Source organism: Paenibacillus sp. NN59, assembly GCF_057597225.1.
Map to the genome: position 1 here is coordinate 1631015 of NZ_CP199678.1, position 17945 is coordinate 1648959.

Consider the following 17945-nt stretch of genomic DNA (forward strand, 5'->3'; position numbering starts at 1 on the left):
ATTATTAATCAAACCTGAAAATCTAACGAATCTGGAAAGGACTTAATTCAGTGTAATCAAAAGAATGTTGTCCAGGAATATATCACTTAATGCTTGTTGCCCTGTTCCATTGGACTCTGAATGATATAAACGGAATTCATCTTTCGCATGGATGTAGAAGATTCCTGGAACATCATCTCGCAAGTGGAACGTTTCCCATTCGTCAGCAGCTATTTTGCTTACTTTTAGAGATGGATTGACTGCATAAAGGCCGTTTTTTCCAGAAATGTAGGCAACATCCGGTTTATCATTCATCCATTGATTCGTAACGTAGGTTACGTTGCTCAAGTTGAGATTAGACGTTTTACTCACCTTGCTCGCAGTAACCGTTTTGGCGTACGCTTTTTGATCCGCATCAATGATTACCACCTTGTCTGTTCCAACTGCACTGACTTCTCGCACGCTTTTGGAGTGAAGCTGAAATGTTTTACCGGATGTTGTCAATGCATAAGCTTTGCCCAGGGTATAGTTATATTCCTTGTTGCTGTCCAGCTTAATACCGCTATTGTACACATATAGATTGTTGCTCCAGCCACCGGAATAAACGGCGTTTACATCAAGCTTGGCTTTTGCATTCACGGCCGTGCCTTTACCTGTGTTGTAGTTGGCCTTGTACATCACAATAGCTTTTGTAGAGTAATATTGCTCGTCAGGATTGGTGTTGACCATGAGTTGTAATTCATTTTTGGCAAAGTTCACAAAATAACGACTCTCTACAGCACCTTGGGCCAGCTTCTGTACGTTTCCAGTACCGTTTGATGCTTTGGAAGCCACCCACGTATTCCCGCCAACCAAGGCATTATAGTACACACGTCCTTTGGTCACGATTAGAAGTGGATAGTCCGTATTAACTTTGTCCGCAATTTTGGTTGCAGATGATATACCTTGGTCGCCATTGGCACGATATATGCTTCCCTTGGAGTCTATGTAGTAGATAAATCCGTTATCCGCATAATAATTGATGACATCGGAAGCGAATGTCTCTGGTTCATCACTGGAACCGTCATTTGGAACGCGAAGTAATGTTGTGGAAGTAGAGGACTGAGTGTAGTAGAGATATGATCCCGCTGCAGTCAAATCTACGCCTTCAAAATCAATTAATACTTCTGCTGGATTGCTACCATCTCCGGATACTTTGTAAAGTACGCCATCAGATTCATAATAGACGGTTGACTGGCTTAGCGAAGCTGCTTGGGCAGCGGTTCCGCCTGCTAATGTAACTGCTGTAATGAGTGTAAATAACAGCAATGCACAGAGGGTGCGTTGTACATATGTATACCCTGTTTTCATTCTTGCTTCCTCCCCTTAGATATATGTCGTCAATTTCTTATGTTATATCGGTAAACTATGGAATTTATGTTAGATCTAGAATGGGGATGAGAGCAGGGATAGAAGGAGAAAAAGCAAGAGAATGAAATTGAATTTCATACTCGGTTCAACTTGAAATCCATTTGCGCATGATGCTACCATTCTCGTCCTGAAATATTCTCCACCTAATTTAGTCGTGGTAACATTACACTCAACCAGAGAAGAGGGGTGAGCTGTCATGGTTTTAAATATAGCGATCATTGGATTTGGAAATGCGGTAGTGAATTATCATTTGCCTTATCTGGACAAAAAAGAGAATATCAAGGTGAAAACGATATACCGCCGGGAGGAAGATCGGGTTGGCGACACAGAGCGTGAATCACTCTATCCCGAGATTGCTTTCTCGACGAATATTGAAGACATCTTGCAGGATGATGAAATTGAACTCATTGTTGTCGCCACCCATGTGGATAGCCATGTAGAGTACGCCAATCTGGCATTGGAACATGGGAAACATGTACTTGTGGAGAAGCCTTTTGCTTCGACCTCTGCGGAAGCCAAAGACATCTTCGAACTTGCTAAGCGTAAAAACCTCATCGCTATGGCGAATCAGAATCGCAGATTTGATGGGGACTTTCTGACATTGAAACAAGTAATCGAGAGCGGCAAACTGGGGAATATTGTTGAACTCCAGTCCCACTATGATTATTTCCACCCACATTACAGCAGGAGCGGATTTGGTTTGCTGCAAGGTTTGGCCGTGCATACCATTGATCAGTTAATCTCAATATATGGCGTAGCTGATCGGATAGATTATGACGTTCGAAGTTTGATAACGCCGGGTGAATCCGATGATTATATTGATATTGATTTTCGGTATGGACGAATGAAGGCCACGATCAAGTGCAGTCTTCTTGTTAAGATTGAGCACCCGAAATTCGTTGTACACGGGGATCGGGGAAGCTTTGTCAAATATAGCAGTGGACATCAAAAGAAAAATGAGGGAGGACGAACCAGGGTATCTATTGAAGCTGAATCGGAGGATAACTGGGGAACAATGAGTTATGTAGACGATGAGGGAATATCACATACAGAGAAAGTTCCTTCGCAAGCAACGGATTACGGCATTTTATACGACCGACTGTTTCATGCCATTCGACATCACGATGATAAACCGGTCAAAGATGACGAGGTTTTGTATGTATTGGATATTTTACATGATGGGGTTGAAGCGGCAAGGAAAGCAGACTGAACCATCAACGACAGGAGAGAAACGATATGATGAAGATAGCAACCATAGGTACAGGTTCCATTGTAGATGCCATTTTATCCGCGATCAATGAACTGGAGGATGTCATGGTCACAGCGATGTACTCCCGTAAGAGAGAGACTGCGCAAGAGCTTGCAGGTAAATATGGGGTAAGTACAATCTATACAGACCTGGAGTCCTTACTTTCGGATCAAAATGTAGATCTCGTTTACATTGCTTCGCCCAATAGTATGCATTATGAACAGGCCTATCAGGCACTTCAACATGGTAAACATGTTGTATGTGAAAAACCGTTCACGTCCACGCTTCAGGAAGCAGAAACGCTGATTGCACTTGCAAAAGAAAAGAACCTGCTGCTGTTTGAGGCCATCTCCAACATTCATTTGCCCAATATCAAAATCATCGAGGAGCAACTACCAAAGCTTGGTGCGATCAAACTGATTCAGTGTAACTACAGTCAATACTCCCGTAAATACAATGATCTTCTAGCGGGGCAGACACCGAACGTATTTAATCCCGAGTTCTCTGGTGGAGCGCTGATGGATATCAACATTTACAATCTGCATCTGGTTATGAGTTTGTTTGGCAGTCCGAATACCGTTTCGTATACAGCGAATCAGCATGCGAACGGCATTGATACATCAGGAGTTGTGGTCCTCAAGTATCCCGAGTTCATTGCAGAATGTGTAGGTGCTAAAGATACGAATGGCATGAACTTTGTGCTCATCCAGGGAGAAAAAGGGTACCTACAGGTTGTAGGAGGAGCGAACGGTTGCCGGGAAATCAAGCTTCAGATCGGGAAAGAGCCATCTGAGGAGTATAGTGCGCAGAACAAAGCCAATTGGCTGTACTATGAGTGGGAAGTGTTCAGAGATATTTATTTGGCTAAAAACTATAAGCGGTGTTATGAACTGCTTCAACACAGCCGTTCTGTAATGAACGTACTGGCGGAAGCTCGCAAAAATGCGGGAATTGTTTTTGCCGCGGATGCGGATAAATGATTAATGATAAATCTCAGTAGTTGTCGCTAATGCTCGCCATATACAGCATATCAAACAGATAGAGTACCGAGATCATGGAAGACATTTTGGATAACCTCAATTGTTCGTTATAACCATAGCTTAGCAGTGTTTCATCACAATGTCTGGACAGTGTTGAAAGATTGTTTTCGGTCACGGCGATGACTTTACGTTGCATATTCTTCAGTACTCTGGCAGCTTCAATCATGGATGAGTTCTCTCCCGTATGAGATATGACAAAAGACAGGATGAACTGACTGGTATTCATTGTATTTAAATAATGCATGTTGGGACCATTGTGTGCCACCGCCGCAATGCCAAGCTCGTTCCATTTGGCACAAGCTTGCTGTGCCAAATAATAATTCATATCGCTACCGTAGATATCGATACGTGCGGATTCTTTGACCCAATTCGCGATTCTTACTAGAACAGGAGCGCTTAACATACGGTGTGTCTCATCCAGCGCCTGGTGATATAGGTAGGGAACAGAGTCAATCGCAGCCAGTACATTGCCTTGTTCTGTGATTGTATGATCCGGCGTCCGTAAGGGGGAAGAGGGATGTTGTTGATATTCTAGCGCAAGCTTTAACTGAAAGTCTGGGTACCCTTTGGTACCCAGCTTTTTGCATAGACGAACAATAGTGGACGCACTTGTATAAGTCTGCTGAGCCAGTTCATGGGCTGTAGAGTGGAATACAACTTCGGGGTCGTTCAGGATAAAGTCCACAATATGCTTCTCCTGTGCCGTTAATGATGAAGCATATTTTAATTTCTGGAGTAGGTTGTATTCCATGCTGTTGTTCCATTCCTCTCTATAATCATCCCAAGTACATGTCTCCACATCATAACTCGCGTCTGTTTATTTCTCAATCAGATCTGACTCTCCGCAAGTTGCTGACGGCGGTTCCACATGGTTACGAGACGGAGTAAAATAAAGCTCGTGAGCAGCATCACTGCACCGGTGCCCAGCAACATCCATGGCCCAATCATTAACATGCCGGTAGCCTGACCAGCAATCAGGGCAATCAGGGGCAAGACAACAAGTCCGCCAAGCTGGTAAGCTTCCTGAAATCCCCGTACTTTAGCCGAGATCAGCACATTGAGGAGAATAACGGCTAAACTGCATGTAGGGACCACCCAAAGGATCAGAATGATCCAGTTCCAGTTCGGAAACATCAGTGTGCCGAAGATCGGGTACATCAGGATGTTGGCAATGACCCCATAGATGATGAAGGTCACCCAGGACAACAACACTGACGGAATGAAAGCAGCCAGAACTTTACCTCTAAACAGTGTACTCATGCTCATTGGTGTAAATAGCAAACCTTCCAGTGTCTTGCGTTCCTTCTCGCCAGCGAAACTGTTGGCAGTCAGGATGCTGGAAGCCATCACTGGAATGATGAGAAACAAGGGGGCGAACATATACAAGCCAAGAAAATAAACAATGCGTTGATTGTCTGTGCTCATGGTAGCAAGGGAGGGCATCTGTCCACTCTGAATGAGCTTGTCTAATGTGTCCAATACAACATTTAAGTTACTAATCGAGTGTAGATCCACGCGGGATGCAACCCACAACATAGCAGAGGGAACAATGATTCCGATAATTAGCGGTACAATCAGCATAGGCAGCCATAGTTGCACACTGGATGTGACAGAACGAATATCTTTACGAATGAGTGCACGTATCGCCTGACGATTATTCATGTGCATTCGCCTCCCTTATCGCAAAATAGATGCTTTCCAGATCATTACCTTCCATACGTGCCTGATAGACCTGACCATGCTCGGTCAGCTGCCGAAGCAACAACGGAATATGCTCTCGAGACGAGAGTTGGTATGTTGCTGTATGCGCTGTAACCGTCTCAGGCGAATAAATCCCCGTCTTCCAACCGCGTGGCATATCTGCTTCGACCTCTAGCCGCGGTGCGGATTGATAACGCTGAATGATCTCCTGTTCAGTCCCTTTCTCAACAACACGACCCTTTTCCATAAAAATATAATGATCACACACGGCGGAAAGCTGAGTAAGCACGTGTGAGGAGATGAGAATCGTCAGGTTCAGCTCCGTATTTAACTGACGAATGATACGAAGCACAGTCTGGATTCCGTCAGGATCGAGACCGTTGGTCGGCTCATCGAGAAACAAAATCGAAGGGCGGTGCAACAGCACCCGTGCCAGACCTAAACGTTTCTTCATCCCTGTGCTATAGGTACCGACCTTACGATGCTGGTAATCCTGAATCTCAAGGAGATGCACCAACTCGTCAATGCGTTCAGTTGCACGTTTTAGCCCAAAGGCATCCGCAAAAAACAGAAGATTATCCCGCCCACTCATATTTTCGTACAAGCCACTTTGCTCGGTCAGTGTTCCGCAGATTCCCAGCACCTTTTCTGTTTTTATTGATGTATCCATGCCTTGGATGGTAACCAGCCCGCTGTTTGCGCCCAGAACTCCGTTCATGATCCGAATGAGGGTTGTTTTACCCGAGCCGTTTGGGCCAATAAGCCCGGTTATACTGCCCTGTTGAATCGTGAAGCTGACATCTTGTAGCGCTTGATGCTCCCCGAAATATTTGTTTATATTGAGAACCTCAATCATGTATAGTCACCGTCCGTTTTCTAAATTTGATGATTATACGTCCAGCGGTGTCAGATCGTTCAACTAAGACTAAAGAAATATATTATTGCTTCAATAGTCCTGAAATCCTAGTGCATAATTCCCCGGGAAATTCCACCAAATCGGGTCTAAGGTTTGTTTTTTTGACAGGCTGTACAATGTATCCTTGAAAAGAAGGTATGAAGGCCGTTTGAGTGCTGTTTCATTGCTATAGATAATGGAGTAATAGAGTATAGGCCGATATATACATAATGAGTTCGTCTAACACATCCATTTATTCAGTGTGAAGATGTTAAAGCCGGCTAAGTGTTGTGTTAGATCCAAAGGAAAGGTGAAGTGGTTTATGAGTACACCCAATGAATATCGCTTTCAGGTGAACCTGAGCGGAATGATCCAAATTTTATCGAATCATTTATACAGCAGTCCAAAAGTTTTTCTGCGTGAGCTTATGCAGAATGCAACAGATGCGATTACGGCACGCAAGGAAGTGGAACCGGGATATCAGGGAGAAGCTCGTATTGAGCTAACAGGAACCGGAGATCAATTGACGATGATGGTGGAGGACAACGGAGTTGGTCTGACCGAAGCGGACATCCATGAGTTTCTAGCGATGATTGGACAATCCTCGAAGCGGGGACAACAGGCATTGCTGGATGGCGAGACATCGTTTATTGGGCGTTTTGGTATTGGTCTTCTGAGTTGTTTCATGGTCAGTCATGAGATTGTCATGCTGACTCAATCAGTGAAGGGCGGCCCTTCCATGGAGTGGCGCGGCAAGCCGGATGGTACGTATACGATTAGGCAGCTGGACACGCAATTGTCTCCCGGAACGAAAGTATATCTGCGTTGCACGCCGGAAGCGGCACACTACTTTGAAGCGGAGTATGTGAAAGAAGCCTTATTTTATTATGGTGCATTACTGCCTTATCCGGTCACGTTGATTCATGACGGGGGGCAATCTGTAGTTAATCAGGATTCTCCGATCTGGTTAACACGTCCAGAGCTTGCTCGTTCCTGCCGTGCGGAAGTGCTTGCCTTTGGTGAACGTCTGCTTGGGGAGAAATTCCAGGATTTCATCCCGCTGACAACGGCTTCGGGGCGCACGGGAGGCATTGCCTATGTGTTGCCGCACGCCGTGAATTTGAATGCCAAGCGTTCTCACCGGGTCTATCTGAAGCGAATGCTTATTTCGGAGAAGGCCGAGAATATTTTGCCGGAATGGGCGTTCTTTGTAAAATGTCTGATCTGGACCGACGAGCTGCAGCCGACAGCTTCAAGAGAGCATTTTTATGAAAATGAAAAGCTGGAAGAAGTGCGCTCCGAGCTCGGAGACGCCTTGCGGATGGGACTAACCGAAATGGCTGAACAGCAGACTGAACGTCTACAGAAGTTGATTCGTCTGCACGCCCTTTCGATGAAGGCGCTGGCTGTTCAGGATCAGGAATTTTACGCGATGATTCACCGCTGGTTGCCTTTCGATACAACGCGAGGACACCGGGAACTGGGTGAACTGATTGATGAAGGAGAGACACTGTACTATACCAGTACCATTGATGAATACCGCCAGATCCACCATGTGGCTTCTGCACAGTCCATGCTGGTCGTTAACGCAGGTTACATCTACGATAAAGAACTGATGGGGATGCTGCCTGTCATACTGAATAACGTAGAGACCGAGCGTATTGAACCAGATGAAGTATCGATGACATTCACGGATGTTGCACCGGCTGAACGTAACCAGTATTATGATGCGCTACGCCTGGCAGATTCGGCATTACAACGTTTCCGCTGCCGCGCAGAAGTGAAAGGATTCAAGCCCGCTGACTTGCCGGTGTTGTTCACCCTTTCGCAGGAATCATCCACGCTGCGTGCGCTGGAAAAAGCGAGCGAAGAGAGCACAGACTTATTTTCCTCTGTTCTCGGTTCGTTGTCATCAGGTATTAATTCGGCAGGGTACTCGACGTTGTATCTGAATGTGAACAATCCGATCATTAAACGGGTGTTGACGTCACCAGATAATCAGATGACACCGATTGCTATTGAAATGTTGTATGTCAACGCACTGATGATGGGACATTATGCCATGAACAAGCAGGAGCTTGAAGTATTGAACCAGGGAATTGTACGGTTTATTGATTGGGGTTTACGCGCAAATACGAATCATGAGGGAGATGCCTGATGAAGACAGAGATGGAATTCGAAGATTTGATGGAAGAGGCCTATCAGCTGCCGAATGGTTCCGCAAAGCTTGGTTTTTTGGAGGAAGCAGCGCGGGTGGCTGATCTCAATGGTATGGTTGAGGAGGCATACGAAGCACGTTCAGAGATTGTGGATGTCGCCACCTTCTGTGGATATCCGATGAAAGCTTTGATCGCTTTCTCCTGGCAACTAGGCAAGTTTGATCAGCAACCAGAGCTGTATGATGAAGAAACGTTATTGTGGTCTTATAAATGGATTCTTGGCAAAATGCCCGATTTCCCGGAAATCTCACGTGAAAAGATCATGGAGCTGCTCGAGGATTTCGGAGCAAGGTTTAAGTCCTATGGGTACAGCGAGCGTTCTTACTGGTACTACCGTTTCCGCATTTTTATGGATTTCGGAGAGCTGGAAGAAGCGGGGCGCAGTTATGACAAGTTTAGAGCGTTAGACCGCGACTTCATGAGTGACTGCGAGGCGTGTGAGCAGGACGAGATTTTGCGTTATTTTATGTTAAAGGGAGACGACGAGAAGGTGTTGGAAGTCGCCAAGCCGATTCTCAAAGGACGCATGAGCTGTGCGGAGATCCCACATCTGACCTTGTCCGAAGTTCTGATGCCACTGTATCGTTTGGGACGGAAGGATGAGGCAGATAAACATCAGGTTAAAGGATATCGTTTGATCAAAGGTGAAAATGATTTCGTGCAGAGTTTTTCCGAGCAGATGGAGTATCTCGCACTTACGAATCCTGCCAAAGGGATTGATATCCTTGAAGAAACACTGGTGCTCGCAGCCGATCATGAGGATGCGTATGCCAAAATGATGTATTATGCGAAGGCAGCTTCGTTATTGCGGCGCTGGGCTGAAGAAAAGGACTCAGAAGGGTATCGCCTGCGTCTGCCGGCTTCATTCCCGTATGAGGGAGATCCGGGAAACCTACTCAAACTTGCAGATTATTTTGAAGAGTATGCCCAGGCTACCGCAGCCAAGTTTGATCAGCGCAACGGAAACACACATGTATCCTCATTAATTGCATAATTCAAAAGGCTTGTTCGTAAAGGAGAAATCCTTTCGAACAAGCCTTTTTGTCATTTACTTGTATAGCATAATTATTGAACGGATGTTGCTGGAGGAGCGCTTTCTGTCGCTTGATTAGGCGCATTCTCAGCTTTGCTCTCTGGCGTCGCGGCTTCTTTAGTAATCTTCTCAGATCCTGCCTGCTCTGGTTGCTGTGCAGCCATCAATTCAGCGACAATACGATCGGTCGGCTGTGTGATTAACGCATACATGATCGCAGCGTGTTCCTGACGAATGAGAGGTTTGCGTGAGAGGTAATCTGCAGCATTGTCCTCCAGCATTTTGACCTCAGGGCCGTAGATACCCAGCTTCACCATCATTTGCACTGCAGGCACAGCCCAAGCATCTGTGTGGCCTGCAAGTTTAACGTCCTTAAACAGTTCGCTTGGATACTGCAGCTGAAATACTCTCCATATCATAACTGCTGCTTCTTGCCGAACAATGGCTTGATCGGGTTTAAACTGTTTCTCGTCTGCACCTGTAATCATACCCATTTCATAAGCAAGCTGGATATAGCCAGCAGCGGCATGGCCAGCCCAGTCGGTGTCAGCAGGCGGTGATGTTTTGCTAGGCTTGAGTCCACTTAATTTAAGTATATCCTCGATAAATTCCGCACGAGTTACAGTCGTTTTGGGCATGAAAGACTGGTTAGCTTCATTTTCGAAATATCCAAGCGATTGCAAGCTATGGATCGCTTGAGCATAAGGATTGTTCTTCTTAACATCCAGGAAGCCCGCCGCTTTTTGCCCTTTTTTGGCATATCCGAATGGGTTGAGATACGGCTCTCTCATGTAGGTTGTTCCATCTTCATAGGTTTTGAAGGCTGTGAACTGTCCTGTTAATTCATCCGTGAACAGATTGTCCTCCACTTGAATCAGCTTACGTTCACCCAGATACGGATCACTAATGCTTAATTGACTGGACGTTTCACCGCCAGTTTGCAATTTGCTGATGAGTGCACTGATCCGAAGGTCGGCATAAAAACCGTTGAAACGTTGCAACTCTTCCGCAGGTTGCGGTGTGTAATCCTTGAATTGTACGGGTTTAGCGTACTGAGGAAAGAAGTTTTGAATAAAGGCCGAGTAGAGCAGGTTACGCAGAGCTCCATTCTGATTATAGGTAAGGAAGACGCCTGTGTTCTGCTCAGGAATAAAAAATAGATAAGAGCTGTAACCTGACAGGTCGCCTGCTTTGGTGATTACTTTGGAACTGCTTCCCGCCCCAGGGAGCTGAAATGGTGCTTCGAATCCGTACGTGCTATCCGGCAGCAACGGGTGAATGGAAGAGCGATACTGCTCCATACTTTTCACGGTTGCTGGTTTCAAAATCTGCTGGTTATCTTTCTTGCCGTCATTCAGAAAGGCAATCATAAACTTGCCGATGTCATCCGCGGTAGACAGCATGCCGCCTTGTGGCAATGGATTGGGATCAATGAAGTACATGTCAACCGGATTGTGAGCTGCATCATAACCAGTGGCAAGCTGTTTCTGGAATTTTTCATCTAGCATAAAACTGCTGTTGTTCATGCCTAAAGGCTTAAAGATGTGCTCTTGCATGTACGTTTCAAACGGCTCGCCGCTGACATTTTCGACGATCAACCCGAGTAGCAAAAACGAGAAGTTATCGTACATGTAGGCGCTACCAGGCTTTCGCACAACAGGAGGCATGTGCTGCTCGGCGTATTCCTCCATCGTTATGTACTTGCCTTGGTCTGTGTGGATGTCTTCCGGCTGTGGATCACGGATTTCAAACCCTGTGGTGTGTGTCAACAGATGTTCTACGGTTACTTCCGCATCGAATGGATTCTCGAAGTGCAACCCCTTCACATAGGTCTGAAAATCAGCCTTCAGGTCGACCTTGCCTTGTTCAACAAGCTGCATGACCGCAGCAGCTGTGAAGGTTTTGGAGACTGAAGCGACACGAAAAGCGGTGTTTTTCGGATCGACAGGTGTTTTTTTGTCTAGATCGGCATGACCGTATCCTTTTTCAGCAATAACTTGACCATCCTTTACAACGACGACAGACGCACCAACGTAATGTGGTTTGGTTTCAGATGAGGCGAAGAACTTATCCAGAAAAGCATTAGCCGATTCGGTATTCAGTGTTACAGGCTGTTTCGAGCCGTCAGAGTCAGGGGCTGTTGCCCCGGTCTGAGCCTGAACCTGGGGAGCCCAGAGGCTTAAAGAAAGAACAAGTGCCATACATGCGCTGGTCAGGGCGCTCCATTTGGACCGGGTATTTCGGTTGAATAAATACACATCATCACTCCTTTAGTCATTTTTACCAAAGTAGGTAGTTCACTGTGTATTACTGCTTCTGAGCACGATAAGTTTCACGAAAATAAACGCCGATGTTGATGATCCAGATGACTGACAGCAGTATGATCGGGAAAGCGGCAAAGGAATATAAGATCGAATATACGACTAAAGCGGCCATGCCGACGCCAAGCAGGAGATTCATCATCTGAAACGAGCGATAGGCTGCACGATACACGATCCATTTTTCGCCTTCATCCAGCTTTTCGAAGTGATTTTTCTGCATGTTGCGGGAGTTCAAGTCCAGTGCGCGATCAGGGAAGTAGCGATTGTAACGTTTGATCGTCACGCTCTGCAGGACAACGACGATGATTACAGCGATGCAGGCGGCGACCAAATTTCCAAGCGTAAACAGATTGCTAGACTTGGGCAAGTCTCTACTCGATGCGTATAACGACAAGGCAAGGGCGACCCATGCAAATGAAGTAATCACACTGAACGTGCTAAGCATCATGGCGCTTCCAAGCGAACGTTCAGCCGGAGACATCAAGGAGGGATGGTCACTTATATCATCCGCTTCTTCTTCTTCAGGACGGGCAGAGGGGGTACGAGCCAGACTAATGCTGTTCCAAATGGTCATAACAAGCACCACCAGAGCGATCAGGGCAAATAGCAGGTCGTAATCGTAATAAACGGATAGGGTCCAGTTCAGATCAGAAGGAAGCTTGGTGAACGCGGCTGAGGAAATAAATCCGACAACAGCACCGCCAGCGGCATAGAGCGGAAGACGCATTCTTCTTTTTTTGGATGAGGTATTAGCGGTTTGATTCATCTATATTTCCACCTTTCAATTCAAATATTTTTTCAACAGATTCGCCGAACACATGAGCTATTTTTAATGCCAGAACGACCGAGGGAGAATAATCTCCGCGTTCAATCAGAGCAATAGTTTGCCTTGATGCTCCGATGAGCTTCGCCAGTTCTGCCTGAGACAATCGGTCTCTGGCTCGTAACTCCCGAACGTGATTGTGTAATTCTTCCATGTACTCACCTCCATGAATACAATGTATATGATAATCGACTAAATGTAAAGTATAATATACAAAATGAACATGATTATTTACTTTTTATGATGATGAATGAATTCGAATAAACGTAAAAAAGAGCCTCGAAAGGCTCTCAAATGTTTATTTGCGTCTATGGATAGATATTGCTTAAGAGGCATCTGCAAAGGAAGTGTTTGGATTGCGTTTGGCCTCTGCTCGAAGTGACATTCGAAAAAAGAAAAGGGCTCCCAAACCTGCTGTCAGGTATAAACCGGCCATCACATATGAAGGGAAGAGAGCTCCTATTGCCAGGCCAAGACTTCCCAGCAGAGCGGCAACATTATAGCTGAGTCCATCAGCTGCCAGGTATGCCGCGCGGTTTGAATCGGGAATGATGCCGGCTAGAAGAACCTGACGCACAGGTGAATACATAAGCTCCCCAATGGTGAACAGTACAGCAGAAGTTATAAGCAACCATGCCCAGTTACTGAAAGCCAGAACGACAAAACCAGAGGTATAGAGGAGCATTCCGGCTGTTATGATCGTTTTGGAACTGATGCGTCTGATGTACTTGCCGAATGGAATGGCAATTAAGGCAACCATTACTGTGTTGATGATTATGACTATGCTGAACATGTGAAGGCCCGATATATGAAAGCCGAGAAATTCTGAAGCAAATTCATTTTTTAACCTTACGGCAATATATTTATCCAACTGAAATTCAAGGGCAACTGCAAGAACGGTTGCTGTAAAAAAGCCCATAAAACGTTTATCGCGAAGTATTTTTTTGTACGTGTTTAACATGTTGTTTTGTAAAGCTGACTTCAATTGTCCAGAGGGTTCAGATGGTGGAGATACAGATGGGTCATTTGCTGAATTAATTGAAACGTAATGTTTATTTACCATTGTTTCATGAATTAGAAATAGTAGAATTAGCAAGGTTACGATACTTTCCGCACATACCAGACTAAACAGTAGAAAACGAAATGATTCAAATAAAAGGCCTCCCAGCAATGCACCGAAAGTTATGGCTACATTGGTTGTCCAGTACTGCAAACCATAGATGTAATGACGTTCCTGCTCACTGCTTACATCAACAATCATGGCACTTGCAATCGGAGCGGTTATCCCTGAACTGATACTGCTAAGTAGAAACATAAGACATGTAAGTGTGACAGAATTCATCCAGGGTGAATTGGCAGCTGCGAGCCAGAATAGAGAAAATACCTGCAGACTTTGGGCGATGACCATCAGTTTTTTACGTCCCATTCGATCAGACAAGTATCCAGCGGCAAGTCCCGCCAGCATGGAAGCAGCAATATTAACGGTCAGTAGGAGCCCTGCCCATCCAACGCCAATCTGTATACTCAGATAAATCCCCATAAACGGAAGAACAGTCTTTTGTGTCAGATCAGTAAAAAAATCAGTAACAATTCGAATTTTAATATTCGAGTGCAAATCAGCAAATTTCATAGCAAGTATGTCTTCCTTCCTGTGGTCATGTTGATATTATCGAGTATAATAAAATAAAACCTGAAGAAAAACTGTATACATGGTCGTTCATGTTTCGTATTTTAGGGAACAAAGAAAATGGACCATTCGGAGGGACATACATCGCATGGATATATCGGAGCATTATATACAATTGCGCTTGAAGCTTAAGCATGTACGTGATGATCAAGAGCTTTACATCACTATAGGTGAACTTGCGGATTATCTGTGCTGTACGATGCGTAACATGAATCTGATTATGAACAAGTTTCAGGAGCATGGTTGGGCAAGATGGAGCCCGCAGCGCGGAAGAGGAAAAAAGTCCATTCTGGTCTTTTGCAAGCCAGTGGCAGAAGTTGCTGCAGAACGTTTTGATCAGCTTCTGCATGCAAACAGGATGGAAGAAGCCTATGAAATGTCCTCATCCCTGCCACCTCAGTTAAGAGAGAGGCTGTTGCATAGTCTGCAACTTCAATTTGGACTACGTTCCATTGAAGGGGTTGCAGGTAGAACGGATACATTACGAATTCCGCAGAATACTCATTTCCAGACCTTTGACCCAACGCAGACGGCGATGTGGGGGGAAGGTTTTATTATCACTGAGGTTTTTGACCGTCTGGTTCGTTACAATGCAGAGCGGCAGCAATGTGAGCCAAGTCTGGCTATAGCGTGGGAGAGTGATCAGGAGGGTAGAGAGTGGACGTTTTATCTGAACAAAGGCGTTCAGTTTCATCATGGTCGTGTGATGGAAGCAGCAGATGTTAAATTTACGTTTGATCGTATCGTTACTGATCCGGATAATCCTTGCAAAACCATGTTTGGTTCAATTCAACATGTTGAATTGATAGACAACCTGACCGTACGCTTTGTGCTACATAAGCCTAACTTCATGTTGCCTGATCTGCTGAGCAGTTTGTGTGCTTCGATTGTACCTAGGGATGTACAGATGGAACCCCTTCGTCCGATTGGAACAGGACCTTATCGAATTACGCATCATGACGCGACCTTGTTGGTAATGGAGGTATTCCCGACTTATTTCCGAGGCCGAGCATATATTGATCGGGTTGAATTCTTGCAGCTTCCTCAAGCAGACTTGACTGAATCTTTAGTTAAGAAGCGTCTATTCTCAGACGGTGAACTTCGTTCTGTGGAGCATGAGATTCAGGGCGGTGTATTTATGACGTTTAATATGCAAAAGGAAGGCCCGCATCATGATCTTTATTTCCGTCAAGCTGTCCGGCTGTTACTCGATTCGGATCAGTTGGTTGAATCAATGGATAATCCTTACATGGAGAAGGTCGATCGTTTGAATCATGTTCGAGCACGGGAGCAACAAAATGTAATTCCTTCTGAAGAGGCTGTGACAGGTCAGACGGGATCGGACAAGTCTGGACTTGTACAGGCAGCAACGTTGCTTGAGCGCAGTGCTTACCAGGGACAACCGTTGCGAGTCTGGGTTGAAGAAGGGGAGCAGATGGAGGCAGATATGGCTTGGTTTGCCAAGCGTTGTGAATCAGTGGGTTTAAACATAACTGTTGTGACTGGCGATCCTGTTCATATGGTCTATCATGACGAACTGCAGCCTTATGAGATGATCTATACGGGAGAAGTATTTGATGAGCATGTGATGCGGAGTCTGATAACGATGTATACATTCGGAAATACGTTATTTCTGCTTGCAATGAATGATTATTGGAGAGCCGAGCTTGCCCAAGCATGTGAAAATATCGTTATGATTCAGGAACCTGTGCTACGTATGGAAAGATTAATTCAACTGGAGGGGCGGCTGGTTGAAGAGGCGCTTATACTGCCGGTATATGCTTTCAAAGAAGTGCACGCCCATGATGTCTCGCTACGGAATTACAAAATTTCAGGCTATGGTTTGCCGGATTTGCGGCAACTTTGGATTAAAAGAAAAACAGATGCGCCGAATACGGAGACAAGTTATCCGGTGTATATCCCGCTATGGTAGACAAGAAATCCGTTTCAACAACGTTTCATGCCATGCTTGTCAAACTAGTCCGCATATATCGAACAAGTCCCTCATAACATGTACTAATCAAGTAGGGGTTCTGCTGTACGCACAATCCTGAAGTGAAAACATGTGCTAAAGGGGATGATGTCATGCGCCGAATATCATGGATGCTTGCCATGGTATTGGTCTTATCGGCCTTACTTGCCGCCTGCGGGAAGAAGGATGCGGCAGCTGTGGTCAAAGATCTGAACGAAGTCGTTGGAGAGATGGAAAGTTACCAGGGAGCAGGCGTTATGACGCTGCATACCGGAGAAACACCGCAGCAGTACAAGGTCGAGGTATGGCATCAGAAGCCTTCGTATTACCGTATTGCACTAACCAATGCCAAGAAGGATGTTACGCAAATTGTACTTCGTAACGATGAAGGTGTGTTTGTACTGACACCGAGCCAGAATAAAAGCTTCCGTTTCCAAAGTGATTGGCCGGATAACCAGGGTCAGGTTTACTTGTATGAAACGTTGATTCGAAGCATTACAGGGGATACGACCCGTCAGTTTGCAGATGAAAAGGAAAGCTATGTATTCGATGTTGCTGCCAACTACAATACACATGCTCTCGTAAGACAAAAAATCTGGCTGAACAAGAGTGATTACGCACCAAAACAAGTAGAAGTGTCCGACTCTAATGCCAATGTGGTGGTGGACGTGAAGTTTGACAGCTTCAAGTTCGGAGCCGAATTTGGAAAAGATGCCTTTGATATGCAACGCAACATGACGGCTGCAACAGAAGAAGGGAATAAGACAGGAACAGATGCAGGTGCTGCTCCAGCCGAGAAAACCGATGACGCCGCCGGACAACAGCCAGCTAATCCTCGGGCTACGCCAGGCTCCGAGGGAACCGGGGGAGCTGTTGATGGGCAGACAGGCGTAAGTGAGGGTACGGATCAACAAGGAACACAAGGAGCAGAAGGTTCAGAAGGGGCAACAAGTGGGCAGGGTACCGAAGAACCTACTGTGGCTGAACCGCAAGAAGCCGAGAGCTTTGGTGTTATTCAACCGACATATGCGCCGGAAGGTGTCAAGCTGAAGGATGATCAGATTCTGGAAGAAGCCGGGGATTATTCCGTTCTGCTTCGGTATGAGGGAACCTATAATTACACCATATTTGAAGCAAGACCTCAGGATCGTGCTGTATCCCTTGCCCCTTCCCGTCTGGTTGATCTTGGATTTACAGCGGGTATGATTAGCGGAGATGCTTTGCAGACGCTGACCTGGACTTCCGATGGCGTGGAATACCGAATTACAAGCGCGGATCTGCCTGAGAATGAGATGGTACGTATAGCGACCTCCATGCAGGAAGAGTCAGGTAAATAAAACGAGAACGCATAGCCGTGCTATCCCAAGGAATGCTATAGAGCATCGGAGAATTCAATTCTCCGGTGCTTTATCTATTTTTACAGTACCCAAGAACATGCCTAGTTCAGTCTAAAAATACAAAATACGCTTCTACGCGCAGTGAACCGGGTAATAAGCTGATGTAAGCAAGTTATATACAGCTGTATATTGAGACCCAAGCGGACTGTAATAACTGTGCTTATCGGCCGTCTTCTGCACTTGATTATGGTTCTCTGCAGGCTATTACAGCATATGATC

The 17945-nt window shown here is 45.6% G+C and carries 14 protein-coding genes; 6 read left to right on the forward strand and 8 right to left on the reverse strand.

Annotated elements, in window-relative coordinates; genetic code table 11:
- Positions 1–42: 42 nt before the first annotated feature.
- The gene (locus tag ACT89M_RS07050) at positions 43–1329 is read right to left on the reverse strand and encodes a DUF5050 domain-containing protein (RefSeq protein WP_308722534.1); all 1287 of its coding nucleotides are present in this window, start codon (positions 1327–1329) and stop codon (positions 43–45) included.
- 256 nt (positions 1330–1585) lie between these two features.
- Between ACT89M_RS07050 and ACT89M_RS07055 the strand changes: the two genes are divergently transcribed.
- Both ACT89M_RS07055 and ACT89M_RS07060 read left to right on the forward strand, forming a co-directional pair.
- Positions 1586–2599 carry a Gfo/Idh/MocA family oxidoreductase gene (locus tag ACT89M_RS07055; protein ID WP_253496342.1) on the forward strand — a complete coding sequence of 338 codons (1014 nt, stop codon included), beginning with the start codon at positions 1586–1588 and terminating at the stop codon, positions 2597–2599.
- Between the two features lie 29 nt (positions 2600–2628).
- Positions 2629–3618: a Gfo/Idh/MocA family protein gene (locus ACT89M_RS07060; protein WP_253500282.1), complete on the forward strand. Its 990-nt coding sequence runs from the start codon at positions 2629–2631 to the stop codon at positions 3616–3618.
- A gap of 13 nt (positions 3619–3631) precedes the next feature.
- On the opposite strand, the gene ACT89M_RS07065 is transcribed toward ACT89M_RS07060, so the two are convergent.
- From ACT89M_RS07065 to ACT89M_RS07075, 3 genes are all read right to left on the reverse strand, one after another.
- Complete coding sequence (locus ACT89M_RS07065) at positions 3632–4429, reverse strand: MurR/RpiR family transcriptional regulator (protein WP_154890865.1); 798 nt, start codon at positions 4427–4429, stop codon at positions 3632–3634.
- Positions 4430–4506: 77 nt separating this feature from the next.
- The gene (locus tag ACT89M_RS07070) at positions 4507–5340 is read right to left on the reverse strand and encodes an ABC transporter permease subunit (protein WP_167375682.1); all 834 of its coding nucleotides are present in this window, start codon (positions 5338–5340) and stop codon (positions 4507–4509) included.
- Positions 5333–6235: an ABC transporter ATP-binding protein gene (locus ACT89M_RS07075; protein WP_308722535.1), complete on the reverse strand. Its 903-nt coding sequence runs from the start codon at positions 6233–6235 to the stop codon at positions 5333–5335. Before ACT89M_RS07075 ends, ACT89M_RS07070 begins: the two co-directional genes overlap by 8 nt.
- Before the next feature lie 361 nt (positions 6236–6596).
- On the opposite strand from ACT89M_RS07075, the gene ACT89M_RS07080 reads away from it, so the two are divergent.
- Both ACT89M_RS07080 and ACT89M_RS07085 read left to right on the forward strand, forming a co-directional pair.
- Positions 6597–8432 (forward strand): HSP90 family protein, encoded by a 1836-nt coding sequence (locus ACT89M_RS07080; RefSeq protein ID WP_154958513.1) that lies wholly within the window; start codon positions 6597–6599, stop codon positions 8430–8432.
- Positions 8432–9487, forward strand: coding sequence for a hypothetical protein (locus tag ACT89M_RS07085; RefSeq protein WP_154890868.1), 1056 nt, complete (start codon positions 8432–8434; stop codon positions 9485–9487). Before ACT89M_RS07080 ends, ACT89M_RS07085 begins: the two co-directional genes overlap by 1 nt.
- 71 nt (positions 9488–9558) lie before the next feature.
- Here ACT89M_RS07085 and ACT89M_RS07090 read toward each other — a convergent pair whose 3' ends face one another.
- The 4 genes from ACT89M_RS07090 to ACT89M_RS07105 all read right to left on the reverse strand — a co-directional run bounded on the left by ACT89M_RS07090 (position 9559) and on the right by ACT89M_RS07105 (position 14300).
- A complete protein-coding gene (locus ACT89M_RS07090) occupies positions 9559–11784 on the reverse strand; it encodes a serine hydrolase domain-containing protein (protein ID WP_154958512.1) in 2226 nt (741 codons plus the stop codon).
- A 49-nt stretch (positions 11785–11833) separates the two neighbouring features.
- The gene (locus ACT89M_RS07095) at positions 11834–12613 is read right to left on the reverse strand and encodes a DUF3169 family protein (RefSeq protein ID WP_090918147.1); all 780 of its coding nucleotides are present in this window, start codon (positions 12611–12613) and stop codon (positions 11834–11836) included.
- The gene (locus ACT89M_RS07100; protein ID WP_090918145.1) at positions 12597–12824 is read right to left on the reverse strand and encodes a helix-turn-helix transcriptional regulator; all 228 of its coding nucleotides are present in this window, start codon (positions 12822–12824) and stop codon (positions 12597–12599) included. Before ACT89M_RS07100 ends, ACT89M_RS07095 begins: the two co-directional genes overlap by 17 nt.
- Positions 12825–12995: 171 nt before the next feature.
- The gene (locus tag ACT89M_RS07105; protein ID WP_154890871.1) at positions 12996–14300 is read right to left on the reverse strand and encodes an MFS transporter; all 1305 of its coding nucleotides are present in this window, start codon (positions 14298–14300) and stop codon (positions 12996–12998) included.
- 145 nt (positions 14301–14445) lie between these two features.
- Here ACT89M_RS07105 and ACT89M_RS07110 point away from each other — a divergent pair, with 145 nt between their 5' ends.
- The gene (locus ACT89M_RS07110) at positions 14446–16290 is read left to right on the forward strand and encodes an ABC transporter substrate-binding protein (RefSeq protein WP_186809750.1); all 1845 of its coding nucleotides are present in this window, start codon (positions 14446–14448) and stop codon (positions 16288–16290) included.
- Between the two features lie 152 nt (positions 16291–16442).
- Positions 16443–17666, forward strand: coding sequence for a DUF4367 domain-containing protein (locus ACT89M_RS07115; protein WP_154890873.1), 1224 nt, complete (start codon positions 16443–16445; stop codon positions 17664–17666).
- Positions 17667–17945 lie beyond the last annotated feature (279 nt).